Genomic DNA, 24184 nt, shown 5'->3' with positions numbered 1-24184 from the left:
TTCTCTTCGATGGCAAAGACCGCCCCCAACCCCCAAGCCACCGGTGCCACGCTGGATGCTCTTCCAGTGTTGCCGTTGCGTGACGTGGTGGTTTATCCCCATATGGTCATTCCGTTGTTCGTTGGACGCGATAAATCCATGCGTGCGCTGGAGCGCGCGATGGAGGGCGAGCGCCAGATCTTGCTGGTGGCGCAGAAGAGCCCGGACATCGACGACCCGAAGATCAGCGACCTCCACGAAATCGGCACGCTCGCTGGCGTGTTGCAGCTGCTGAAGCTTCCCGACGGCACCGTGAAGGTGCTGGTCGAGGGGCAGTCGCGCGTGGAAATCGAGAACTACAACGAAGACGGCGGCATGCTCACCGCCACGTCGCGCGTCATCGAGCCGGTGTACAGCTCCAAGGAGCGCGAGCTCGACGTCGTGTCGCGCACGCTCATTTCGCTGTTCGAGCAGTTGGTCAAGCAGAGTCGCAAGCTTCCGCCGGAAGTATTGGCGACGCTGTCGGGCATCGATGATCCCTCGCGTGTTGCCGACTCGATTGCGGCGCACCTGTCCGTGCGCATGGCCGACAAGCAGAAGGTGCTGGAGACGTCGGACGTCGGTCAGCGTCTTGAACTCCTCATCGGCCTGGTCGATGGCGAGATGGATTTGCAGCAGGTGGAAAAGCGCATCCGCGGCCGCGTGAAGTCGCAGATGGAGAAGAGCCAGCGCGAGTACTACCTCAACGAACAGATGAAGGCCATCCAGAAGGAGCTCGGCGAGAGCGAGGAAGGCCCGAACGAAATCGAAGAGCTGCAGAAGAAGATCGAAGCGGCCGGCATGCCCAAGCCGGTGCTGGCCAAGGCGCGCGCGGAATTCGGCAAGCTGCGCCAGATGTCGCCGATGTCGGCCGAAGCCACGGTGGTGCGCAACTACCTGGACTGGCTGGTGGGCGTGCCGTGGAAAAAGCGCAGCAAGGTCCGTAAGGATCTCCAGCTTGCGCAGGACGTGCTCGATGCCGATCACTTCGGTCTGGAGAAGGTCAAGGAGCGCATCCTCGAGTACCTCGCCGTGCAGCAACGCGTGAACACCATGAAGGGCCCGATCCTGTGCCTCGTTGGTCCGCCCGGCGTGGGCAAGACCTCGCTGGGTCAGTCGATCGCCAAGGCCACCAACCGCAAATTCGTTCGCATGAGCCTGGGTGGCGTGCGTGACGAGGCCGAGATTCGTGGCCATCGCCGTACCTACATCGGTTCGATGCCGGGCCGTATCGTGCAGAACTTGAACAAGGTGGGTTCGAAGAATCCGCTGTTCGTGCTGGACGAGATCGACAAGATGTCCATGGATTTCCGTGGTGATCCGTCCTCGGCGCTGCTGGAAGTGCTCGATCCCGAGCAGAACCACGCCTTCAACGACCACTATCTTGAGGTCGATCTCGACCTGTCCGAGGTGATGTGGATCGCTACCGCGAACTCGCTCAATATCCCGGGCCCGCTGCTGGACCGCATGGAAGTCATTCGCATTCCGGGTTACACCGAGGATGAGAAGCTCGGCATCGCGCAGAAGTATCTGCTGCCCAAGCAGCTCAAGGCCAACGGCCTCAAGCCGGAGGAGTTGAGCGTCGACGAAGAGGCCGTGCGTGACATCGTGCGTTACTACACGCGCGAATCGGGCGTGCGTAACCTCGAGCGCGAGATTTCCAAGATCTGCCGCAAGGTGGTGAAGGAGCTCACCCTGGGCCAGGTCAAGAAGGCGGCAGCCAAGAGCACTGCGGCCAAGTCGGCATCGGCCGTAAAGACGGCCAAATCGAAGGCCAAGACGCCGGGTCGTGTCGCGGTCAATTCGGCGAATCTCGAGCAGTACCTGGGCGTGCGTCGCTTCGACTTCGGCCGCAAGGAATTGCAGAACGAAGTGGGCCTGGTGACGGGCCTGGCCTGGACCCAGGTGGGCGGCGACCTGCTCAGCATCGAAGCCTCGATAGTCCCGGGCAAGGGCCGTCTGGTGCATACGGGCCAACTTGGCGACGTGATGAAGGAGTCGATCCAGGCAGCGCTTTCGGTGGTGCGCGCACGGGCCGATCGTCTCGGTATCGAGCCGGATTTCCACGAGAAATACGACATCCACATCCACGTGCCGGAAGGTGCCACGCCGAAGGATGGACCGAGTGCTGGCATCGCCATGGGAACTGCGTTGGTATCGGCCCTGACTAAGGTGCCGGTGCGCTCCGAAGTGGCCATGACCGGCGAGATCACGCTGCGCGGCCGCGTGCTGCCGATTGGCGGCCTCAAGGAGAAGTTGCTCGCGGCTCATCGCGGCGGCATCACCACCGTGATCATTCCGGACGAGAACAAGAAGGACCTGGCCGACATCCCTGACAACATCACCGCGTCGCTGGACATCCATCCCGTGCGCTGGATCGATGAAGTGCTGGATATCGCGCTGGAACGTCCCCTGCACCCGCGTCAGGCCAACGAAGGCGACAAGCCGAAGGTGGAGGCGCCGCACGAAGAGACGCAGGACCAGGAGTCGTACACGCGGCCTCACTGATCCGTGATGAGTGTCACCGAAGACGGGCGGGCAACCGCCCGTTTTCGTATCTGGATCACGTCAGAAAATACCGCGGCCGCATAACGTTTCAGCACATACTTTGCAAGCGTTCGCGAACCATGCTGAACCGCGCGAACCCTTGGTATTGCTTGTCATTGCGGACCCTGGGGGCCACTGGTATAAAGGCGACACCGCAGCCTGACGCCGAGCACGATGCGCAGTGATGCGGGGTTGCTTGGTGATGTCCCGGTGCCTTTGTCGCGAGGTGACGTCGCCTGGTCCCAGAATGACCATGCGGGCTGCATAACCGTTTAAGGGAGTGTCTCAATGAATAAAACCGATCTGATCAATGCCATTGCCGAGAAGGCCGAACTCACCAAGGCTGACGCCGGCCGTGCTCTCGAAGCGTTCTTCGAGACCGTGCAGAAGGCGCTGAAGAAGGGTGACGACGTGTCGGTGGTCGGCTTTGGTACCTTCACCGTGCGCAAGCGCGCTGCCCGTACCGGTCGCAACCCGCGCACCAATGAGACGATCAAGATCAAGGCCTCGAAGGTTCCGGCGTTCAAGGCTGGCAAGACCCTCAAGGATGCCCTAAACTAAGCGGCTACTTGCTTAGTTTCGGGTGCTTAGCTCAGCGGTAGAGCGTCGCCCTTACAAGGCGAGGGTCGTAGGTTCGATCCCTACAGCACCCACCAGAAATAAGTGGAGCGGTAGTTCAGTCGGTTAGAATGCTGGCCTGTCACGCCGGAGGTCGCGGGTTCGAGTCCCGTCCGCTCCGCCACAGTTCGCAAGGGCGCCCGTGTGGCGCCCTTGTCATTTCAATACCCCGCACTTCGGTGCGCCGAACAACGAGAGCCCGGGAACATTTCCATGCTGCAGGCATTGCGTACCAAGCTTCACGGATGGCCTTCCATTGTCATTCTGGGTATCTGCGTCTTCGCCATCTCGTTCTTCGGCATCGAATCGTATTTCGCATCGCGCACCGATACGTACGTCGCGATGGTCGGCAAGCACGAGATCAGCCAGCGCGATTTCCAGGACCGCATTAACGAGGCGCGCCGCGATGCCATGGCTCGCATGGGCGACCAGTTCGATGCCGCCGAATTCGAGAAGCCGGAAACCAAGCGCCAGATCCTCGACCAGCTGATCAACGAACAGCTGCTGCGCCAGACCAACGACACGCTGGGCCTGAAGGTTTCCAGCACCGAGCTGCGCGATCGCATTGCCACCCAACAGGCGTTCCAGGTCAATGGCCAGTTTGACCCCGCCACGTACCGCGCCATTCTCGCTGCGCAGAACATGACGCCGGCGATGTTCGAGAACAGCCAGCGCGCATCGCTCGAGCCGAGCCTGCTGCCGCGGGCCATCATTGCCAGCACCATCGTCACCGATGCCGACATGGATCGTTACCTCGGCCTGCTGTACCAGCGCCGCGACCTGCGCTGGTTCGCGGTGCCGCGCCCGACGCTGACCGATACCGACGTGACCGATGCGCAGCTTGATGCCTTCTACAAGGAGCATCAGGCCGATTTCATGAATCCGGAGCAGGTCTCGGTGAAGTACATCGAGGTCAATGGCGCCGACCTGAAGATCGACGCGCAGCCGAGCGAAGACGAGCTGAAGAAGCGTTATGAAGAGCAGAAGCAGCGCTTCGTGCAGCCGGAGCAGCGCCTGGTCTCGCACATCCTGGTGAACGTGCCCAAGAACGCGACGCCGGACCAGCAGAAGGCTGCGCTCGCCAAGGCAGAGAAGATCGCCTCGGAAGCGACGACCGACAATTTCGCCAAGCTGGCCGAGCAGGACTCGGACGACTTGGGCTCCAAGCGTTCGGGCGGCGACCTGGGTTGGCTGGAGAAGGGCGTGACCAACGCGGCCTTCGACTCTGCTCTGTTCGCCCTGCAGAAGGGCCAGATTTCCAAGCCCGTGCTGTCCGACGAGGGCTACCACGTGCTGTGGCTGCGCGACGTGCGCAGCGGCGATGCCAAGCCGTTCGCCGAAGTGCGCGACCAGATCGCCAAGGACTATCTCTCGACCGAGCGTGACCGTCAGTACAACGAACTGGCCGGCAAGCTCACCGACCAGACGTATCAGAATCCATCCACGCTCGATCCCGCCGCGCAGGCACTGAACCTGCCGGTGAAGACCACGGAGCTGTTCTCCCGCAAGGGTGGCCAGGGCATCACTGCCGATCCGAAGCTGGTGCAGGCTGCCTTCTCCGACGACGTGCTGCTCCAGGGCAACAACTCCGGCCTGATCGACCTGGGCTCGGATCACGCTGTGGTGGTGCGCATGGACAAGCACGTGCCGGCCGCGGCGCGTCCGCTGGCGGAAGTGCGCGACCAGGTGCGCCAGAAGATCCTCGCGGAGCGTACCGCGGCCGAAGAGCAGAAGCGTGCGGACGCATTGCTGGCTCGCCTTCAGAAGGGCGAAGACATGCAGGCCGTCGCAGCGTCCTCGGGTGCGACCGTGCAGGTCGTGGCCGATGCCGTGCGCATGCAGCAGGGCGTGGCGCCGGAAGTGCTGCAGCAGGCCTTCTTGTTGCCGCATCCTGCTGCTGGCAAGGCCCAGTTCGCCCGTGTCGCCCTCCAGGACGGCAACTATGCGCTGGTGGGTGTCGACAAGGTGCAGGACGGCGACCTGAGCAAGATTTCTGCCGAGCAGCGCAGCACGCTGCGCGACCAGATGGGCCAGGCGTACGGCATTCTTGCCACGCAGGCGTACATCGATTCGTTGAAGGCGAAGACCGAGATCAAGATCGCTGCCGATCGCATGTAAGCGGCGCTTCCGCTGCAAAAGAAAAAGGGCGACCGTCGGGTCGCCCTTTTTTGTGCTCGATGGCTTCAGCGTTTCATCAGCGTCCGCCGCCCATTCGCATGGTGCATGTCAGCCCGGCGCGCTGATCTTCAGCACCTGTCCCGGCTTGACCACCGCTCCGGCCAGGTGATTCCACTGCTGCAGTTGCTTGATGTCGACGGAGTAGCGCTTCGCGATGGACCACAGGCTCTCGCCGGGTTTCACCGTATGCGTGCGATTTGGTGTCGATGCGCTGCGCTGATTCGACGTCGAGCTGTCGTCGCCATCGCCGTTGGCTGCGCTGAGTGCCGCACCGAGGGGCGGCAGTGTCGCCGTGCCGGGCACGCTCTGGATGTTGCCGTTGTTCTCGGCGAGCAACGCGTTGCGGAATTGCTGCACCTTGTTGCTGGGAAGCATCAGATAGGGCGAGGCGTTCGTATCGATCACGCCATTGCGGAACGCGGCATTCATGTCCTTAAGATCGTCCTGCGACATGCCGGCGTGGCTGGCGGCGCGCGCCATCGGCATCGAGTTGTCGATGTCCACCTTCACCAGGCGTTGTTCGGACGGCAGCGTGGGCAGGCTGACGTTGAAGCGATCGGGTTCGCGGATGACGCATGCGATGGCGAGCAGCTTGACCAAGTGCTCGCGCGTCACCGGCTTCACGGGCATCTTCGGGATCACCGGCTCGTCCGGCGGCGTGCCATGTTGGCTGACGACGCGCTTGATGCCGAACTCGCCTGCGTTGAACGCATAGTCCACCAGGCGCCAGTCGCCGAGATCATCGTGATAGCGGCTGAGCAGCGTCATGATGGCGTCCGTGGCCGCCGGCACGTCCAGGCGTCCATCGAAATTCTTGTCGACGCGTATGCCCATGGCGTTGGCTGTCGACGGCATGATCTGCCACATGCCCGACGGCATGCCCTTCGCGCCGTAGACCGGGCGATATTGGCTTTCGACCCAGGGAACGAGCGCGAATTCGCCGGCCACGTTGTGTCGTGCGGCGACCTGCTGCACATAGGCCAGTCGTGGCGCGGCAGCGGCGATCTGGTCTTCGAAGCGCTGGGGATTGCTGGTGTAGCGGCGCGCCCAGGCGAGGATATTCGGGTCGGCGTCGCAGTCGGCCATGGCGAAGCTGTTGCGCAGGTTCTGCCAGATGTTGCCGTCTTCGACTGCGTTGGATGCTACCGGGGCGGGACGCGACGGCACCACCGTGTGGGACGCCGGGCTTTGCGGAGCCGGTACGGGCGCCGGGGCCTGCGCAGGCTTTTGTGCAGGGCCGGATGCGCACGCGGCAAGGAATACCGACGTGGCCAAGGGCAGGGGGCGAAGGCGTCGTGTGGTCTTCATCCGGTGAAAACGTCCTTGTTGGCCCGCAACGCCGCGAAACGCGCCACGCGATCACCGGCCACGCCTTGGCGTTGGCTCCAGGCGATCACGGCATCGTTGTCCGTGCGAAGGAACGGGTTGGTCGCCTGCTCGGTCGCCAGGGCGACCGGAAGGCTGGGTTTGTCGTTCGCGCGCAACGCGGCAACTTCCTGTCGGCGTGCGGCAAGCGCGGTGTTGGTCGGCTCGATGGTTTGCGCGAAGCGTCCATTGGCCGCGGTGTATTCGTGGGCGCAGCACACCAGGGTATTGCCCGGCAATGCAGCCAGGCGATCAAGCGATGCCAGCATCTGCGCCGGCGTACCTTCGAACAGGCGCCCGCACCCCATGCTGAAAAGCGTGTCGCCACAAAGCAGGATGCCTTCGCCGGTATAGGCGATGTGCGTCGTCGTGTGCCCAGGCACTTCGATGACTTCAAAACGCGCCGCCGGTGACACGAGTTCCACGACGTTGCCGTCGCTGACGCGATGCGTTGCCTGGATGATGCGCTCGTCATGAGGCGCGTAGACAGGCACCTCGTGTTTCGCCAGCAACGCAGCCACGCCGCCGATATGATCGTGATGATGATGCGTGAGCAGGATGGCGCGAAGCTGCAGCTGCCTCTGTGTGAGGGCAGCCTCGACCGGCTGGGCGTCGCCCGGATCCACGACAATGGCCTGGCCATCGTCGTCGTGCAGCACCCAGATATAGTTGTCGGCAAGCGCCGGTAACGGTACGACGTGCAAGGAGTCGTCCTCCGCGGTTTCGTATCGACTGACGCAGGCCCTCCTGGCTTGCGCGAAGTGCCCGACTATAAAGCCCCCCTTTCGCTCGCTCGTTAGTGAGACGTTAACTCTCTGTGGGGCAGTTCAGACTTGTGGGGCCGGCCCCGGTCTGGCTGTCGACCAGGACACGTTGTCGGCGGGCTGCCGGTACACTGTGGCCTATCGATACGACCGGTCGGCCCTTCATGTCTCAGCGTGATCAAGACATCTACAGCAGTGCCCCGTTGCGCCATCTACTGGCTGAGGAGACCGTGGCACTTACGCCTGGCCTGCAGCGTTGCAGCGGCAACCACGCGCTGCTGGTGAGCGCCACTCTGGACGACAAGCCACCCGTGCTGCCCCTGCTGGGCAGCTGGACCCGACTCAGCGTGAGCGGTCAACATTACGCTGGCGATCTCACGGCGCGCACGGACGAGCCGCTGCCGTTCCTCGACGATGCGTTCGACCTGGTGCTGCTGCGACACGCACTGGAGGTCTCCAGCACGCCGCAGGAGATGCTCGAAGAAGCCTCGCGCGTGCTCGCGCCAGGCGGCGTACTTGCACTCACCGGGCTGCACCCCTTCAGCGCATGGCTGCCCTGGATGATGTGGCGCACGCGCGGGCATTCGCCCACCATGCATTCACCACTGCTGCTGGAGCGCTGGGTGCGCCGTCGTGAGCTGGAAATCGAGCGTATCGAGCGCGTGGGACGCTTGTGGCCAAGCAGTCGCGCCGGCATCGAATCGACGCATGCCCTGGGCGGCGGCTATCTGCTGATCGCGCGCAAGCGTCGTCGCATGGCGACGCCCATTCGACTCAAACCCAAGACCTTGCCGGCCACGGTCAACGTAGGCCTGGCACCGGGTGCCCGACGCAATGCGGCATCCTGATTTTTCGCACATCGATGGTGACAATGACTGAAGTAGAAGCTTTTACCGACGGCGCATGCCTCGGCAATCCAGGGCCGGGCGGCTGGGCCGCACTGCTGCGCGCCAAAGGCACGGAACGCATGCTCTCAGGTGGTGAGCCAGCCACCACCAATAATCGGATGGAACTCATGGCCGCCATCGCGGCGCTCGAGGCGTTGACGCGTCCCTGCAAGGTCGCGCTCACCACCGATTCGCGCTACGTGATGCAGGGCATCGAAGAGTGGGTACCCAAGTGGCGCGCCAACGGCTGGAAAACTGCCGACAAGAAACCGGTAAAGAACCAGGATCTGTGGGAACGTTTGTCCAACGCGACCCAGATGCATCAGGTGCGCTGGCAATGGGTCAAGGGTCACAACGGCCATGCTGAAAACGAGCGCGTCGATGTGGCGGCGCGCGAACAGGCCGAACAATTCAGGAGCAAGGCATGAGGCAGATCGTTCTGGATACCGAGACCACAGGTCTCGAAGTCCGTCAGGGCCATCGCCTGATCGAAATCGCCTGCGTGGAGATGATCGAGCGTCGTCCCACCGGCAAGCACTACCAGACTTACCTCAATCCCGACCGCGCCATCGATGAAGGTGCACGGCAGGTCACGGGCATCGAGGACGAATTCCTGCTCGACAAGCCGCGTTTCGGGGACGTGGTGGAAGAATTTCTGGCGTTTATCGACGGCGCGGAACTGATCATCCACAACGCAACGTTCGACGTCGGCTTCATCAACGCCGAGCTTGCGCGCCTGGGTGAATCGTACGGGCGCCTGGAAGATCGTTGCAGCGTTCTCGACACGCTGATGATGGCGCGCGAGCGTTATCCCGGCCAGCGCAACAGCCTCGATGCCTTGTGCAAACGCCTGGGCGTCGATAATTCCGCGCGCGACTTGCATGGCGGCCTGATCGACGCGCAGTTGCTGGCGGACGTCTATATCGCCATGACGTCGGGCCAGGTCGTGCTGGATCTGGGCTTTGAAGGCGCGCACGAGCAGGGTGTTTCGGTGACGCTGGCACCGATGGTGCTCGATCGCCGTCCGCGCGTGCTGCGCGCCAACGCGGATGAAATAGCCGCGCACGAAAAGCGCCTCGATGCGCTGGACAAGAGTGCGGGCGGTGTTTCCGTGTGGCGCCGAGAAGAAGCGCCTGCCGTCAATTGACGCCGAACGCCCGCGTCAATTGATGCGGGCGAGGATGATGGTGACGTTGTCGCTGCCGCCGCCATCGAGCGCGGCGAGCAGCAGATGCTCCGCACTCTCCTGGGCCGAGAGATCCTGGCGCGAGACGATGTTCGCGATGATGGCATCGTCCACTTCTTCGGTAAGCCCGTCGCTGCAAAGCAGGAAGCACATGCCGTGTTCCAGCTTCCCGCGCGCCATGCCGATGTGCAACTGCTCGGCGGCCGTGATGCCCAGGGCCTGGGTGATCACGTTGCGTTGAGGATGTCGGGCCGCCTGCGCTGCATCGAGCGTTCCGGCCGCCACCAGTTCTTGCACGAGCGAATGATCGTGGCTCACCTGGCGCAATGTCTTCTGCCAGAGATAGACGCGGCTATCGCCCACCCACACCACCTCGTAACTGTCGGCATGCAGGCGAATGGCGGCAATCGTCGTACCCATAGGGCGCGGATCGCGAAAGCTGCGGCTGTGCTGGATCAATCGTTCGTCCGCGGCGCGCACCGCTTCCACCAGGCTGTGTCCGCGAGCGACGAGATCGGCAACGGCGTCGCGCACGATCGCAGAAGCCACTTCGCCATGCTGATGCCCGCCCATGCCATCGGCCACGAGAAAAAGACCGAGCGACGCGTCGGCGTAGTAGGTGTCTTCGTTCCGCGTGCGGCGCAGGCCGACGTGGGTTCCGTGTCCAAACTCGATCATGGGATGCCTGGTGTGGCGATGCGACGCGAGCATGACGGATTGGGGATGAATGCGTAAAGAAGTATGTGGGGTTTGTGATGCGCTGATGCTTCTCGAGCAGAGGCGTCGCAGCGTGATGGGGTGTGATTGTCAGGGCCATCCATGGCCCTGACCCCTTCGCGCTATGCGCTACGGGGCCAGCCTGCGGCTGTCCAAATTTGCTCCTGGCAAATTTGTCGAACCGGTGGGTTCTCGTCCCCGCCATCACCTTCAGAAAAGCAAAACGCCCCACGAGGGGGCGTTTTGCTTTTCTGGCGGAGAGGGTGGGATTCGAACCCACGGTACGCTTACACGTACGCCTGATTTCGAGTCAGGTACATTCGACCACTCTGCCACCTCTCCAAAGATGTGCGTGTGGTCCACGCGAGCCGGCGATTTTACGTGGTGACGGGGTGGCTGGCAATGGGTTTGGAGGTATTTCTCCACGCGAACGTCATCGACTAGCGCAGCGCGGTGCCCCAGCGGTCGCTTCGGGGCAGGTAATGATTGCCCGGATCCAATGAGAGTGCGACGCGGGTGGCGCGGCCGGTGATCTCGTTGCGCGGAAAAAAGCCGAAATAACGCGAGTCAGCGCTGTTGTCGCGGTTGTCGCCCAGGAGCAGGTACTGGCCGGTGGGTACGGTGACGGGGCCGAAATCACGCGTGTGCCCTTGTGCTGCCATCGACCAGCGCACGACGTGAGGCCGGCTGCCCGAGTCTTCCACGGCGTAAAGGGCAGGGTCTTCGCGATCGTCGCGGATTCCGTTGACTTGGGTGAGGTGGTAATCGGCCGCTTTGCCATTCACATACAGGTGGTTCTGCACCAGGGCGATCTGGTCGCCGGGCACGCCAATGACGCGTTTGACGAGACGCTCGCCCGCCGCGCTGGAATCCAGCACCACGATGTCGCCACGCTGCGGGTCGGCGCGATGGACCAGTGAGAGGTGCGTGAACGGCACGCGGAGGTCGTAGGCGGCCTTGTCGACCACGATGCGGTCGCCGATTTCGATGGTCGGCTGCATGGAGCCGGTGGGAACCACGTTCCAGTCCGCGACGGCGCTGCGGAACATGAACATGCAGAGCATGAAGGTCAGGAAGCCCTTGTTGTTCGCCAGCAGCCTGGTGAGTCGTTGCATGGACGTGCCCCTCTGGTCGCGATGCTCTGTGGACCTCGTCCCGGGCCTTTAGTTTCCCGTCTGCGTGAGCAGGCAAGGGCGCGCATGAGGCCGCGGTCAGCAGAAAAAGAAAGGGCGGTGCTGCCACCGCCCTTCGGGTCACGCATACGTCGATGGATTTACGCGGCCTTGCGCTTGGCCAGGCGCAGCCAGGTATCCACCACGGTGTCCGGATTGAGCGACACAGACTCGATGCCCTGATCCATCAGCCACTCGGCAAGGTCCGGGTGATCGGACGGGCCCTGACCGCAGATGCCCACGTACTTGCCCTTCTCACGTGCTGTCTTGATGGCGAGGGCAAGTAGCTTCTTCACCGCCGGATCGCGCTCGTCGAACAGGTTGGCGACGATGCTCGAGTCGCGGTCCAGGCCCAGCGTGAGCTGGGTGAGATCGTTGGAGCCGATGGAGAAGCCGTCGAAGATGTCGAGGAACTCATCGGCGAGCAGCGCGTTGGACGGCACCTCGCACATCATGATGATCTTGAGGTCGTTCTCGCGCTGCTTGAGGCCGTTCTTCGCCAGCACCTCGATGACCTTGCGGCCTTCGCCCAGCGTGCGCACGAAGGGAATCATTACCCACACGTTGTCCAGGCCCATCACTTCGCGCACGCGCTTGACGGCCTTGCACTCCAGGCCGAACGACTCGGCGAAGCCCGGGTCGACGTAACGGCTGGCGCCGCGGTAGCCGATCATCGGGTTCTCTTCATGCGGCTCGTAACGCGAGCCACCGATGAGACCGGCGTATTCGTTCGACTTGAAGTCGGACAGGCGCACGATCACCGGCTTGGGATACACCGATGCCGCGATGGTAGCGATGCCTTCCGCCAGGCGATCGACGTAGAACGACACCGGGTCGGCATAGCCGGCCATGCGCTCGTCGATCTTCTTCTTGGTCTCGGCGTCTTGCTTGGCATATTCCAGCAGCGCTTTCGGATGCACGCCGATGTGGCTGGCGATGATCATTTCGAGACGCGCCAGGCCGATGCCGGCGTTCGGCAGCATGCCGAAGTCGAACGCGCGCTCAGGGTTGGCCACGTTCATCATGATCTTGAGTGGTGCCTCGGGCATGTCGCCCAGGTCGGCGGTCACGCGATCGAATTTCAGCAGGCCCTGGTAAATCGTGCCGGTGTCGCCTTCGGCGCAGGAGACGGTGACTTCGGTGCCATCGGGAATGGTGTCGAGCGCGTTGCCCGTGCCGACGACAGCCGGGACGCCCAGCTCACGCGCGATGATGGCCGCATGGCAAGTGCGGCCGCCGCGGTTGGTGACGATGGCGGCGGCGCGTTTCATCACTGGTTCCCAATCGGGATCGGTCATGTCGGCGATGAGTACATCACCCGGCTGCACCTTGTTCATGTCGGCCAGCGAGCGGATCACGCGCGCCTTGCCGGAACCGATCTTCTGGCCGATGGCGCGACCCTCGGCCAGCACCTTGCCTTTCTCGTTCAGATGGAAGCGCTCAAGCTGCGTGGCGTGTGCGCGCGACTTCACCGTTTCCGGACGGGCCTGCACGATGTAGAGCTTGCCGGTGTTGCCGTCCTTCGCCCACTCGATGTCCATGGGGCGGTCGTAGTGCTTCTCGATGACCAGCGCCTGCTTGGCCAGTTCCTGCACGTCCTCGTCGGTGATGCAGAACTTGTTGCGCAGTTGGGCGGGCGTTTCTTCGATGCGCACGCGCTCGCCGGGTTTGTCCGAATACACCATGCGCTGCTGCTTGGCGCCGAGGCTGCGGCGCAGCACGGCCGGCTTGCCAGCCTTCAACGTGGGCTTGAACACGTAGAACTCATCGGGATTGACTGCACCCTGCACGACCATTTCGCCCAGGCCGTACGAGCCGGTGACGAACACCACGTCGCGGAAACCCGATTCGGTGTCCAGCGTGAACAGCACGCCCGACGCACCCACGTCCGAGCGCACCATCAATTGCACGCCAGCGGAAAGGAACACGTCTTCGTGCTTGAAGCCCTGGTGCACGCGATAGGCGATGGCGCGGTCGTTGTAGAGCGAGGCGAAGACTTCCTTCACCTTGTGCAGCACGTCCTCGATGCCGACCACGTTGAGGAAGGTTTCCTGCTGGCCGGCGAACGAAGCGTCGGGAAGATCTTCAGCGGTGGCGGAAGAGCGCACGGCGACGGCAATGTTCTCGGCGCCTGCGTCTTTGCAGAGCTTGGCGTAGGCGTTGCGGATGGCGTTGTCGAGATCGGCCGGCAGCGGCGTCTCGGTCACCCATTCGCGGATTTCCTTGCCCGCGGCGGTGAGCGCCATCACGTCATCCACGTCGAGCGAGGCCAGGCGCTGCTGGATGCGCTTGGCCACGCCGCTCTTGTCGAGGTACTGCTGGAACGCGTCAGCGGTGGTGGCGAAACCACCGGGCACGGACACGCCGAGTTTGGCGAGATTGCCGATCATCTCGCCGAGCGACGCATTCTTGCCGCCGACCTTGCCCAGGTCGGTCATGCGCAGCGTGTCGAGCCAAAGCACCAGATCGTTCAAGGGAGTCTCCTCGAGAGCTCGTAGGTTTCAGAAGCAGGCTTGTCCCGGTTTCGGATGAAATCGGGTTACAAAGAACTGGTATTGTCCGCTGCCGATGGTGCAAAGCACAAGAAGACCATTCCGGTGAAAACCAGCGCCAGCTGCATACCAGTCAGCTGTGAGTCAAGCAAAGACAGGCTTTTCACGTTGCGCTAAGGTGGTGGCCAAGAACCACCAGGGACTTTGGATTAGCCATGCAGCGAACCGTTTTTTATATCTCCGATTCCACTGGTATTACGGCGGAAACCATCGGCAACAGTATTTTGGCCCAGTTTGAAGGGGTGCAGTTCGACAAGCACCGCTTGCCCTTCATCGACGACGCCCAAAAAGCCGAGGCGGCGGCGCTGCGCATCAAGACCCGCTACGCGCAAACCGGCGAGCGTCCCATCGTGGTCAACACCATGGCCTCGCGCGAGCTGTGCGAGATCGTGGCCGAAAGCGGCGGCTTGATGCTGGACGTGTTCGCCCCGTTCATTGGTCCGCTGGAGGACGAGCTGGGCGCCAAGCGTTCGGGCGCGGTGAATCGCTCGCACGGCCTGGTGGACTTCGACAAATACGAGGCGCGCATCAACGCCACGAACTACGCGCTGTCACATGATGACGGTATCGATGTGGACTATGCGCAAGCCGACCTGATCCTGGTGGGCGTATCGCGTTCCGGCAAGACGCCCACCTGCCTCTACATGGCCTTGCATTACGGCGTGAGTGCCGCCAATTACCCTCTGACCGACGACGACCTGGACAAACTAGAACTGCCGGCGCGACTGCGCCCCTACAAGGATCGGCTGTTCGGTCTCACCATCGATCCGATGCGGCTGGCGCAGATCCGTGAACAGCGGCGCGCCGGCAGCCGTTATGCGACGCTGGAGCAGTGCCGCTGGGAATTGGCGCAGGCCGAGAAGCTGATGCGTCGGGAGAGCATTCCCAGCCTCAACACCACGCATGTCTCCATCGAGGAGATTGCGAGCAAGATCTTCGACCGCTTCGGTATCGAGCGGACCATGTTCTAAGTACTGGTTAGTAGCAGGAGTGCCCACCGCCCATGAGTGCCGTACTGGATAGCCGCCAGGCTTTGCTGCCGGGACGCTTCGGCTTCCTGATGGGGCTCTATGCCGAGAACTACCACCGGCTGGTCCGGTTGTTTGCGCCGCAGGAGTTGCCGCCGGGGTTCTATCTGTCCAGCGTGGACGATGGTCTTGATGTACGGCTGCAGGTGCAGGAACGTCATCCATACACGCTGGAGCTGGAGCTCACCTACAACTTCGTGGATGCGCACACCGGCCAGCCATCGCCATCGGCACAGTTGCGCATGTACACCGATGCGCATGTGGCCGAAGCCTTGCACTGCCATCCGGGACGGCACCTCTGGCAGGTGCTCGGGCCGTTTCCGCCAGCCAATACGGTGCTGCAGCACCGGCTGCGCATGAACGGGTTTCTCTCCCGCTGGCTGGAATACCTGGCGGAGCAGGGACACTCGAAAGGGACGCTGGAGCGGGTGGGGAATTCGTCGCCAGACGCTGCCTTGCCGGGGCTTTCCACGGAAGTGTGAAGGCGCGTTCAGGTGGTGGCAGAGGCCGCCTCGACGAGGCCGTGTCTTTTCCCAAGGCAACAAAAAACCCGCCAAAGGGCGGGCTCTTCGTAAAGTGGCGGAGCGGACGGGACTCGAACCCGCGACCTCCGGCGTGACAGGCCAGCATTCTAACCGACTGAACTACCGCTCCACATTTTTACTGCTTCCAGTACTACACCAACAGATTTCATCCTTGACCACTCTTACCGCTGCGCCGGAATCCGGTTTGCCGTTAGAGTGGCGTCCCCACGGGGATTCGAACCCCGGTCGCCACCGTGAAAGGGTGATGTCCTAGGCCTCTAGACGATGGGGACGTATCTAATTTTGGTGGAGCCAGGCGGGATCGAACCGCCGACCTCCTGCATGCCATGCAGGCGCTCTCCCAGCTGAGCTATGGCCCCGTTGTGCCTCTGGAAGCCCGAAAGAATAGATAGGGTTGGCGATTTCGTCAAGCGTTCGTTGCGAAAATTTTTCAACTTTTCTTCACGAATGAATCACAACAAGCAGTTACGTGAACGCGGCTTTCTAGCGGCTGCGGTGCAAACGCGCTTCGTGCTGTGCAAACGACCGTCTTCGCGACGTGGGGCTGTGTATCGCGTGTGCGATTGTTAGTCTTGCGAGACGCTCCGACGGATTTCATTGATGCACGATTTGCACTTCATCCAGGACCTCGCGACCGTCATGTTGATCGCGGGCCTGACGACGGTGATTTTTCAGCGGCTGCGTCAGCCAGTCGTACTCGGATACATCATCGCCGGCGTGCTGGTCGGCCCTTATACGTTTCCCGTGGTGTTCATCCACGACGAGCAGACCATCCGCACCTTGTCCGAGCTCGGCATGATCCTTCTGCTGTTTGCCCTGGGCCTGGAATTCAGCCTGAAAAAGCTGCGCGAGGTGGGCGGCGCCGCGCTGGTGGCGGCGGTGTGCGAAATCGTGTTGATGCTGTGGCTCGGCTACGAAATCGGTCGCTTCTTTGGCTGGACGTCGATGGATGCGCTGTTCCTCGGCGCCATGCTTTCGATGTCTTCGACCACCATCATCATGAAGGCGCTGGACGATCTGGATCTGAAGCGCGAGCGCTTCGCGCAGTTGATGTTCGGCATCCTGATCATCGAGGACGTGATCGCCATTGTGCTGATGGCGTTGCTGACGGGCATCGCGAGTACCGGCGGCCTGGAGGCGAGCGAGGCGATGGCGGCGGTGGGAAGGCTCACGCTTTTCATGGCGGTGTCGCTGGTGGTGGGGCTTTTGCTGGTGCCGCGCGTGGTGGACTACATCGCACGCGTGAGCCGTGACGACGTGCTGCTCGTTGCCGTGCTGGGCCTGTGTTTCGGCTTCTGCCTGCTGGTGACCGAGATGGGTTACAGCGTGGCGCTGGGCGCCTTCATGATTGGCGCTATCGTGGGCGAATCGCAGAGTGTGGAGCGGATCGAGCGCATCATTGGACCCGTGCGGGACATGTTCAGCGCGATCTTCTTCGTCGCCATCGGCATGCTGATCGACCCGGCGATGCTCAAGGAATATTGGCTGCCCATCATCGTGGTGACGACGGTGGTGGTGTTGGGCAAGGTCATTACCTGCAGCTTCGGCACGTTCGTGGCGGGCAATGACGGTCGTACGTCGTTGCGCGTGGGCATGGGCCTGGCGCAGATCGGCGAGTTCTCTTTCGTGATCGCCTCGCTCGGCCTCACGCTCAAGGTGACCAGCGGCTTCCTCTATCCCGTGGCGGTGGCTGTGTCGGCCATTACCACCTTCCTCACGCCGTACCTCATTCGCGCCTCGGATCCGCTGGCGAGCACACTTTCGCGCCGAATGCCCAAAAGCCTGATTGGATTGTTGGGTGCCTATACGGAGTGGATGGGTAATCTCAGTCTGAGCGGGCAGGGCGCGGTAGTGGCGAAGATGATCCGGCGCCTGGTGTGGCACGTCATCATCAACATGATGCTGGTGGTCGCCGCGTTCCTGATCATGTCGTATCTCTATCGCCGCGGCTTCTTCCATTGGGATTTCCTGGCCGAGAGCCCGCAGGTGAAACGCAGCCTGGCGTGGTCGATCGCAGCCCTCATCTCATTGCCGATGATCGTGGCGGCGTACCGCAAAGCCTCGGCGCTCGGCATGTTGCTGGCGGAGCTGAGCATTCCCGAGCGCATCGGCGGTGCCTACAACATGCACATCCGCAGCATCCTGGCGCGCTTCATCCCGCTGGTCACTATGTGGGTGCTCGGACTGCTGGTGGCGGCATTGGCCTCGACCATCCTCCCGCCGCGCGAGGTGGCGATCGTCCTGGTGCTCGTCTTGTTGCTGCTGGCGTGGCTGCTGTGGCGTGGCCTGGTGCAGGTGCATGCGCGCCTGCAGGCGGCCTTGCGCGACACGCTGGACAAGCCGGGGCGCTCCGACGACGGACATGGGTGACCGCTAGGGAGCGTAGGTGAAGCGGATCGGATGTGGAAAATTCGTAAAAAACCGCGGTTTTTGCCGAAATGTGAACTTTTAATCACGACTGACGGTCATAGGCCCACTATCGTTGCCAAGACTTAGCAAGCACCGCACAATGCGGGGCCTGCCTCCATCGGGGGGGCTTAAGTCCGGTAGCGCCGGCACATCCAAATACGAGGGAGTTCTACATGAAGCATTTTCTGCGTCCCACGCTGACGGCGGCCGCGCTCGCTGTTGCTCTGGGCATGACCGCTGGCGTGCACGCACAGGCCGCGAAGCCCGCAGCCGCCCCGGCTGCGGCTCCGGCTGCGGTCGACAAGACCAAAGCCAGCTACGTGGTCGGTTGGGACCTGGCCAGCTCGCTGCCGCCGCTGGTCCGCGAGGAAGTGGATCCGGCCACCGTGGCTCGCGCCCTGCAGTCCGCCCTGTCGGGCCAGAAGCCGACCATGAGCGAAGCCGAAGCCAAGCAGGTCCGCGACGCGTTCGTGGCCAACCTGCAGGCCAAGGCCAAGGCTGAGTACACCCAGGTGGCCTCCAAGAACCAGACCGAAGGCGCTGCGTTCCTGGCCAAGAACAAGACCGCCGCTGGCGTGAAGACCACCGCTTCGGGTCTGCAGTATCAGGTGATCAGCCAGGGTACCGGTGCTCGTCCGGGTCCGAGCGACACCGTGCAGGTCAACTACGTCGGTTCGTTCGTGAACGGCGAAGTGTTCGACGATTCGGCCAAGCATGAAGGCGGCGGCGCCGCTTCCATCCCGCTCGCCGGCGTGATCCCGGGCTTCCGCGAAGGCATGCAGCTGATGCAGGTCGGCGGTCACTACAAGTTCTTCATCCCGTCGAACATCGCCTACGGCGCCCAGCCGCAGAACGGCTTCCCGCCGAATGCGACGATCATCTTCGACGTCACCCTGGTCAAGACCGGCCCGACGCCGGCTGGCGAGCAGGCTGGCGGCGCAAAGTAATCGCGGCGAGAGCTGGTTGAAATACCCACGGGGCGCGAAGCAATTCGCGCCCCGTGTCTTTTGTAGCGGGCGGCTATTCGTCGCGGCATGGGTCTTCCCTGCAACCGTGGCCACTATCGGGCTGTTAGAATCCCGCCTTCTGTCTTCTGGAGTTTTCACGACAATGAAGGTCACGATCTTCGGCACCGGTTACGTGGGTTTGGTCACCGGCGCCTGCTTAGCTGAAATGGGCAACCACGTGGTCTGCGTCGATATCGATGCAGGCAAGGTCGAGCGCCTGAAAAACGGCGACATCCCCATTTATGAGCCGGGCCTGGAGCCCATCGTCAAACGCAATCACGCGAGCGGACAGCTGGACTTCACCACGGATCCCGCGCCGGGCATTGCGCATGGGCAGGTGGTGTTCATCGCCGTGGGCACGCCGCCGGACGAAGACGGCAGCGCGGACCTCAAGTATGTGCTCGGCGTGGCTCGCACGATCGGACAGCACATGGATCGCTACACGGTGGTCGTGAACAAGTCGACGGTACCTGTGGGCACGGCCGACCGCGTGCGCGACGCGATCGCCGACGAACTTGCCAAGCGCGGTGCCTCAGTCGAGTTCGACGTGGTGTCCAATCCGGAATTTCTGAAGGAAGGTGACGCGGTGGAGGATTGCCTGCGCCCTGACCGTATCGTTATTGGCAGCTCCAGCGAGCGGGCGATCGGCGTGTTGCGCAAGTTGTATGCACCATTCAATCGTAACCATGAGCGTACCGTGGTGATGGACGAGCGTTCCGCCGAGCTGACCAAGTACGCGGCCAACGCGATGCTCGCCACCAAGATCAGCTTCATGAACGAGATCGCCAACATCGCCGAGCGCGTGGGTGCGGACGTGGAGCTGGTGCGCCAGGGCATCGGTTCGGATCCGCGCATCGGCTATCACTTCATCTATCCGGGCGCCGGCTACGGCGGTTCGTGCTTCCCCAAGGACGTGCAGGCGCTGGAACGCACGGCGCGCGGCGTCGGCTACAACGCCCGTTTGCTAGGCGCGGTGGAGTCGGTCAACCACGATCAGAAGACCAAGCTGTTCGACCTGATTTCGCGGCACTTCAACGGCGAACTCGCGGGCAAGACCATTGCGTTGTGGGGCCTGGCCTTCAAGCCGAACACCGACGACATGCGCGAGGCCTCGAGCCGCAACCTGATGGAGGCCTTGTGGAAGGCGGGTGCCATGGTGCGCGCGTTCGATCCCGAGGCACGCCACGAAACGCATCGCATCTACGGCGACCGCGATGATCTGGCGCTGTGCGATAGCGCCTATAAAGCGTTGGAAGGTGCCGACGTGCTCGCCATCGTGACCGAATGGAAAGCCTTCCGCAGCCCGGATTTCGCGCGCATCCGCAGCATGCTCACGGAGCCGGCGGTGTTCGATGGCCGCAATCTCTACGATCCGGTGGCGGTGGAAGAAGCGGGCCTGGCGTACTACGGTATCGGTCGCGGCCGCAGCCTGAGGCAGTGAGCATGGCGGACGAATCCTTGCAGCAGCGATTGACGGAGCTCGAAGTGCGACTCACCTTTGTCGATGACACGGTGAACGCACTGGCCTCCGCCGATGCGGAGCTGTCGATGCGTCTGGCCGCGCTGGAGGATGTCATTCGCGGATTGCGCAGCGAGTTGTCTTCGTTGCGCAGCTCGCAAGGACACGATCCGCACAGCGAGCCGCCGCCGCCGCATTATTGATCGACGCCCACTTTTCGTAACAGCAGCACAGCAAGCGAGTTTCAACCATGGCCGATTCCCTGCGCGATCAGCTGCTCAAGAGTGGCATCGTCAAACAGGTCCGCGAAGAAAAGCGCCCTTCGGCGCCGCCCGGTGCCAAGCCGTTCCAGCAACGCCACGGCGGTTCGCCGTCCAAGGGCGGCAAGCCGGGCCAGCACAAGCCGCATGGCAAACCTTCGGCGCCCAAGAGCCAGGAGGAAATCGACCTGGCCAAGGCTTACGCCATTCGTGCGCAAACCGAGGCGAACGAGCGCAAGCGTGCCGAGCAGGCAGCGGCCGAAGAGGCGCGTGTTCGTCGCGAGCGCAAGCTCAAGATCCAGCAGTTGCTGGAGGGCAAGACGTTGAACAAGCCCGACGTCGACCATGTTCGCCACTTCGAATATGGCGGAAAGATTCGTCGCGTGCATGTCGACGCCGATCAGCTCAAGGCCATCAATGCCGGCGAGTTGGGCGTGGTGCAGCAGCAGGGGCGTTACCTGGTGGTGACGCGCGAGCTCGCCGAGCAGGTGAAGGCCATCGATGCGAACCAGATCGGGTTGCTGGTGGAGCCGGGCAGTGCGGGCGGTGTCGGCGAAGACGGCGTGCCGGACGACTTGATGTGGTGATGTGATCGGTTTCGTCGTCGCCAAAGAAAACGCCCGGCTCAGGCCGGGCGTTTTGCGTTGCGAAGGCGAGTGCCGATCAGGCGTCGTCGTTGGAGCCTTGTGACGGTGCGTCACTCGTAGGCACTTCGAAACCGCTCTTGGCGAGGGTCGGTAGGTCCCAGCCGTTCTTGGGCGTAAAGCGCTCGCCATAACGCTGTGCGAGTCGCTCCAGCTTGCCTTTCACCACGGTCGCGCCTTCGCTGCGCACGTATTGGATCGGGCCGCCACGGAACGGGGCGAAGCCGGTGCCGAAGATCACGCCGGCATCGAGCAGGTCCGCATCGTCGACAACCTGGTCCGCCAGGCAGGCCACGGCTTCGTTGACCATGGGAAGAATCATGCGGTCCTGCAGGTCGGCCGGTACCGCGTAGTCCGGATCGACTTCCGGTTTCTGCGGCTTGCCGTCCTGCCACACATAGATGCCCTGGCCGTCCTTCTTGCCGCGCTTGCCGGCGGCGAGTTTGTCTTCAAGGCCGGGCGGCAATTCCAGGCCGAGGAAGGGCGCGAGCTCCTTGCCGACCGAGGCGCACACATCCAGGCCCACCGTATCGGCCAGCTCGATTGGCCCCATCGGCATGCCGAACTTCTTCGCTTCCTTGTCGAGCACCGGGCCAGGCACGCCTTCGCTGTACAGGCGCATCGATTCGAGCAGGTAAGGCATGAGGATGCGATTGACCAGGAAGCCCGGCGTGCCCTTCACGGCCACCGGCAATTTGCCGATGGCCTTGCAGAAGGCGAGCGCGCGCTTTTCGGCATCGGCGTTAAGCTGGTCGTGGCGCACCACTTCCACCAGCGGCATCTGCGCGACCGGATTGAAAAAGTGCAGGCCGAGGAATCGCTGCGGCGCCTTCAGGCCCACGCGAAGTTCATCCAGCGGAATGCTAGAGGTGTTGGTGGCGAGCAGCTCGTTGGATTGGAACTGCGGTTCGATGGTCGTGTACAGCGCTTTCTTCGCGTCGGCATTCTCATAGATCGCCTCGATGGCGAGGTCGGCCGTGGCCACGCCCTTGCCTTCGACATCGGCACGCAGGCGGCGAACGGTGGCTTCCACCTTGTCGGCCGTCTTGAGCTTCTTTTCATACAGCTGGCGGGCACGATCCAGCGCAGGCTGGATGAACTTCATCTCGCGGTCCTGCAGCGTGACCTCGAAGCCTTTGAAGGCGGCCCACGCCGCGATGTCGCCGCCCATGACGCCGGCACCGACAACGTGCACATGCTTGATGCCGTGATCGATCCCGCTGCCCTGGCTCTTCATGCGCTCCTGCAGGAAGAAGATGCGGATGAGGTTCTGTGCGGTCGACGTTTCGGCCAGCTTGGCTACCGAGCGCGCTTCCAGGCGGAGACGTTGCTGGATGCTGGCGCCGCCGCGTTTCCACACATCGATCAGCGCGAACGGTGCGGGATAATGTTCCTTGCGTACCTTGGCGGCCGTCTGTTTGATGACCATCGGCGCGAGGAATTGCCGGGCCAGCCAGGTGTTGGTGGCCCAGGCCTTGGCGCGCAGCGCGAATGGGCGCACATGCGGGCGACGCAACAGGGCGCGCGCCTCGGCCAGCAATTCGGCGGGAGGCGCAAGCCGGTCGACCACGCCCAGTGCCAACGCACGCTTGGCCGACAAGGCCTTGCCAGTAAGCATGACGGGCAGGGCATCGGTGGCGCCGATCAGCCGCGGCAGCCGTGCCGTGCCGCCCCAGCCCGGATGGATGCCGAGCATCACTTCGGGAAGGCCGATGCGGGTCTTGTCATCGTCGGCGGCGATGCGCTGGCGACAGGCCAGGATCAATTCGGTGCCGCCGCCCATGCAGGCGCCATGGATGGCCGCCACGGTGGGACAGGGCAGGCGGGCCAGCGACTCATAGACGCGCTGACCGTTCTCGATGTTCTCCAGCACCGTGCCCTGCTGGGCATAGGTAACGAACTCCTTGATGTCCGCGCCCACCGCAAAACCGAACGGCTTGGCCGAATGGATCAGCACGCCGGCCGGTTTCTCGATGGCCAGGCGTTCCACGATCTGGCCTAGTTCATCCAGCACATCGCGCGAGATGGCGTTGACGTTGCTGCCGGCGCGGTCGAGGGACAGGGTCACGATGCCGCTGTCGTCCAGGCTCGTCTTCCAATGATTGAAGCGCAATCCTTCGAACATGGGGATAAAGAGGGTGGCCACGAAGCGCTCCACCATACCCTCCCGTAGCGAGGATTGCGAGACAAGCACGGGTCGCCCGCGAGCGGATGAACACCCCGTAAAAACCCGAGCTGTGCGCTGCCGCATGAAACGGGCCGCGGTTTCCGGCGAGGCTTGGTTCCTCCCTATGCGAATCGCCGCAGAACACGTAATTTAGGTCGGAATGAATACGTCCATCGCCACCCCCGCCAGCCCTACCCAGGACGGCGCTGAGATCCTCGAGCGCATCCTGGCGGCTCGAGGCAATTTGATTGCGCTCGATGGCGGCGAGGAGGTTGGCCTGCTCGCCCAACTTCGCCCGCTGGTACGTCGGAGCGGGCAGGCGGTGTATCTGTGGAATCCGGAACTGGGGCTGGGCAACCTGCGCGAAGAGCATGTCAGCCTGCCCGGATCGCAACGCCTCAATATCGCCCTGCGCTACATGTTGCAGAGCAATCACTTCGGCATCTACCTGCTGCAGCGGCTGCCGCTGCCATTGCCCATGGCCGATGCCACGCTGTTGCGCCAGCTGGCGCGCGCCACGGCAAGCCATGTCCGGCGCGTGGTGGTGCTCGATCCGCCGGAGTCACTCGTGTCCAGTTTCAACGATGTGCTGGTGCGCCTGAGCTGCCAGCCCAAGCCGGCGCAACGTCCGCGTCTGCGCGACGGCCGCTGGATGCTCTGA

Annotated in this window: 20 protein-coding genes and 6 tRNA genes; 16 read left to right on the top strand and 10 right to left on the bottom strand. The window is 62.9% G+C overall.

What is annotated here, in order from left to right:
• Positions 1–9: 9 nt before the first annotated feature.
• The 5 genes from lon (at position 10) to ABIC75_RS02945 (ending at position 5301) form a co-directional block, all read left to right on the top strand.
• Positions 10–2526, top strand: a complete 2517-nt coding sequence (gene lon / locus ABIC75_RS02965) for an endopeptidase La (protein WP_354012366.1) — start codon at positions 10–12, stop codon at positions 2524–2526.
• A gap of 327 nt (positions 2527–2853) precedes the next feature.
• Entirely contained in the window at positions 2854–3126 is a 273-nt protein-coding gene (locus tag ABIC75_RS02960) for an HU family DNA-binding protein (protein ID WP_019465590.1), read from the top strand.
• Positions 3127–3146: 20 nt separating this feature from the next.
• Positions 3147–3221: transfer RNA gene (locus ABIC75_RS02955), tRNA-Val, on the top strand.
• Positions 3222–3230: 9 nt separating this feature from the next.
• Positions 3231–3307: transfer RNA gene (locus ABIC75_RS02950), tRNA-Asp, on the top strand.
• An 89-nt stretch (positions 3308–3396) separates the two neighbouring features.
• Entirely contained in the window at positions 3397–5301 is a 1905-nt protein-coding gene (locus tag ABIC75_RS02945) for a SurA N-terminal domain-containing protein (protein WP_354012365.1), read from the top strand.
• Positions 5302–5409: 108 nt separating this feature from the next.
• On the opposite strand, the gene ABIC75_RS02940 is transcribed toward ABIC75_RS02945, so the two are convergent.
• Entirely contained in the window at positions 5410–6669 is a 1260-nt protein-coding gene (locus tag ABIC75_RS02940) for a LysM peptidoglycan-binding domain-containing protein (RefSeq protein ID WP_354012364.1), read from the bottom strand.
• The gene (gene gloB / locus ABIC75_RS02935) at positions 6666–7430 is read right to left on the bottom strand and encodes a hydroxyacylglutathione hydrolase (protein ID WP_354012363.1); all 765 of its coding nucleotides are present in this window, start codon (positions 7428–7430) and stop codon (positions 6666–6668) included. Before gloB ends, ABIC75_RS02940 begins: the two co-directional genes overlap by 4 nt.
• Positions 7431–7720: 290 nt before the next feature.
• Here gloB and ABIC75_RS02930 point away from each other — a divergent pair, with 290 nt between their 5' ends.
• Genes ABIC75_RS02930 through dnaQ form a run of 3 tightly spaced genes read left to right on the top strand, consistent with a single transcriptional unit; the run spans position 7721 to position 9524 of the window.
• A complete protein-coding gene (locus tag ABIC75_RS02930; RefSeq protein ID WP_354012362.1) occupies positions 7721–8338 on the top strand; it encodes a methyltransferase domain-containing protein in 618 nt (205 codons plus the stop codon).
• A gap of 23 nt (positions 8339–8361) precedes the next feature.
• Positions 8362–8805, top strand: a complete 444-nt coding sequence (rnhA, locus tag ABIC75_RS02925; RefSeq protein ID WP_354012361.1) for a ribonuclease HI — start codon at positions 8362–8364, stop codon at positions 8803–8805.
• Positions 8802–9524, top strand: a complete 723-nt coding sequence (dnaQ, locus tag ABIC75_RS02920; protein WP_354012360.1) for a DNA polymerase III subunit epsilon — start codon at positions 8802–8804, stop codon at positions 9522–9524. The genes rnhA and dnaQ overlap by 4 nt, the downstream gene beginning before the upstream one ends.
• Positions 9525–9539: 15 nt before the next feature.
• Here the strand turns inward: dnaQ and ABIC75_RS02915 are convergent, their stop codons facing one another.
• The 4 genes from ABIC75_RS02915 to ppsA form a co-directional block, all read right to left on the bottom strand.
• Positions 9540–10241 carry a PP2C family protein-serine/threonine phosphatase gene (locus tag ABIC75_RS02915; protein ID WP_354012359.1) on the bottom strand — a complete coding sequence of 234 codons (702 nt, stop codon included), beginning with the start codon at positions 10239–10241 and terminating at the stop codon, positions 9540–9542.
• 291 nt (positions 10242–10532) lie between these two features.
• Positions 10533–10622 (bottom strand) — tRNA-Ser (locus tag ABIC75_RS02910).
• 98 nt (positions 10623–10720) lie between these two features.
• Positions 10721–11395 carry a signal peptidase I gene (gene lepB / locus ABIC75_RS02905; protein WP_354012358.1) on the bottom strand — a complete coding sequence of 225 codons (675 nt, stop codon included), beginning with the start codon at positions 11393–11395 and terminating at the stop codon, positions 10721–10723.
• Between the two features lie 158 nt (positions 11396–11553).
• The gene (ppsA, locus tag ABIC75_RS02900; protein ID WP_354012357.1) at positions 11554–13926 is read right to left on the bottom strand and encodes a phosphoenolpyruvate synthase; all 2373 of its coding nucleotides are present in this window, start codon (positions 13924–13926) and stop codon (positions 11554–11556) included.
• 233 nt (positions 13927–14159) lie between these two features.
• Between ppsA and ppsR the strand changes: the two genes are divergently transcribed.
• Both ppsR and ABIC75_RS02890 read left to right on the top strand, forming a co-directional pair.
• Positions 14160–14975, top strand: coding sequence for a posphoenolpyruvate synthetase regulatory kinase/phosphorylase PpsR (gene ppsR / locus ABIC75_RS02895; RefSeq protein WP_046971621.1), 816 nt, complete (start codon positions 14160–14162; stop codon positions 14973–14975).
• 32 nt (positions 14976–15007) lie between these two features.
• Positions 15008–15514 carry a DUF1249 domain-containing protein gene (locus ABIC75_RS02890; RefSeq protein ID WP_354012356.1) on the top strand — a complete coding sequence of 169 codons (507 nt, stop codon included), beginning with the start codon at positions 15008–15010 and terminating at the stop codon, positions 15512–15514.
• Between the two features lie 95 nt (positions 15515–15609).
• On the opposite strand, the gene ABIC75_RS02885 is transcribed toward ABIC75_RS02890, so the two are convergent.
• From ABIC75_RS02885 to ABIC75_RS02875, 3 genes are all read right to left on the bottom strand, one after another.
• Positions 15610–15686 (bottom strand) — tRNA-Asp (locus ABIC75_RS02885).
• A gap of 87 nt (positions 15687–15773) precedes the next feature.
• Positions 15774–15849 (bottom strand) — tRNA-Glu (locus ABIC75_RS02880).
• Positions 15850–15860: 11 nt separating this feature from the next.
• A tRNA-Ala gene (locus tag ABIC75_RS02875) sits at positions 15861–15936 on the bottom strand.
• 241 nt (positions 15937–16177) lie between these two features.
• Here ABIC75_RS02875 and ABIC75_RS02870 point away from each other — a divergent pair.
• The 5 genes from ABIC75_RS02870 (at position 16178) to ABIC75_RS02850 (ending at position 21299) form a co-directional block, all read left to right on the top strand.
• Positions 16178–17947: a cation:proton antiporter gene (locus ABIC75_RS02870; protein ID WP_354012355.1), complete on the top strand. Its 1770-nt coding sequence runs from the start codon at positions 16178–16180 to the stop codon at positions 17945–17947.
• A gap of 212 nt (positions 17948–18159) precedes the next feature.
• Entirely contained in the window at positions 18160–18933 is a 774-nt protein-coding gene (locus ABIC75_RS02865; RefSeq protein WP_354012354.1) for an FKBP-type peptidyl-prolyl cis-trans isomerase, read from the top strand.
• A 163-nt stretch (positions 18934–19096) separates the two neighbouring features.
• Positions 19097–20434 (top strand): UDP-glucose dehydrogenase family protein, encoded by a 1338-nt coding sequence (locus tag ABIC75_RS02860; protein ID WP_354012353.1) that lies wholly within the window; start codon positions 19097–19099, stop codon positions 20432–20434.
• Positions 20435–20436: 2 nt separating this feature from the next.
• Positions 20437–20655: a SlyX family protein gene (locus ABIC75_RS02855; protein ID WP_354012352.1), complete on the top strand. Its 219-nt coding sequence runs from the start codon at positions 20437–20439 to the stop codon at positions 20653–20655.
• Positions 20656–20702: 47 nt separating this feature from the next.
• Positions 20703–21299, top strand: coding sequence for a DUF2058 domain-containing protein (locus tag ABIC75_RS02850; protein WP_354012351.1), 597 nt, complete (start codon positions 20703–20705; stop codon positions 21297–21299).
• A gap of 76 nt (positions 21300–21375) precedes the next feature.
• Here the strand turns inward: ABIC75_RS02850 and ABIC75_RS02845 are convergent, their stop codons facing one another.
• Positions 21376–23481, bottom strand: a complete 2106-nt coding sequence (locus ABIC75_RS02845; RefSeq protein WP_354013055.1) for a 3-hydroxyacyl-CoA dehydrogenase NAD-binding domain-containing protein — start codon at positions 23479–23481, stop codon at positions 21376–21378.
• Between the two features lie 202 nt (positions 23482–23683).
• Here ABIC75_RS02845 and ABIC75_RS02840 point away from each other — a divergent pair, with 202 nt between their 5' ends.
• Complete coding sequence (locus tag ABIC75_RS02840) at positions 23684–24184, top strand: hypothetical protein (RefSeq protein ID WP_354012350.1); 501 nt, start codon at positions 23684–23686, stop codon at positions 24182–24184.

The sequence above is a fragment of the Dyella japonica genome (assembly GCF_040545895.1).
Lineage (GTDB): Bacteria > Pseudomonadota > Gammaproteobacteria > Xanthomonadales > Rhodanobacteraceae > Dyella > Dyella japonica_D.
Note: the sequence above shows the minus strand (reverse complement) of the source record. Positions and strands in the feature narration are given on the sequence as shown.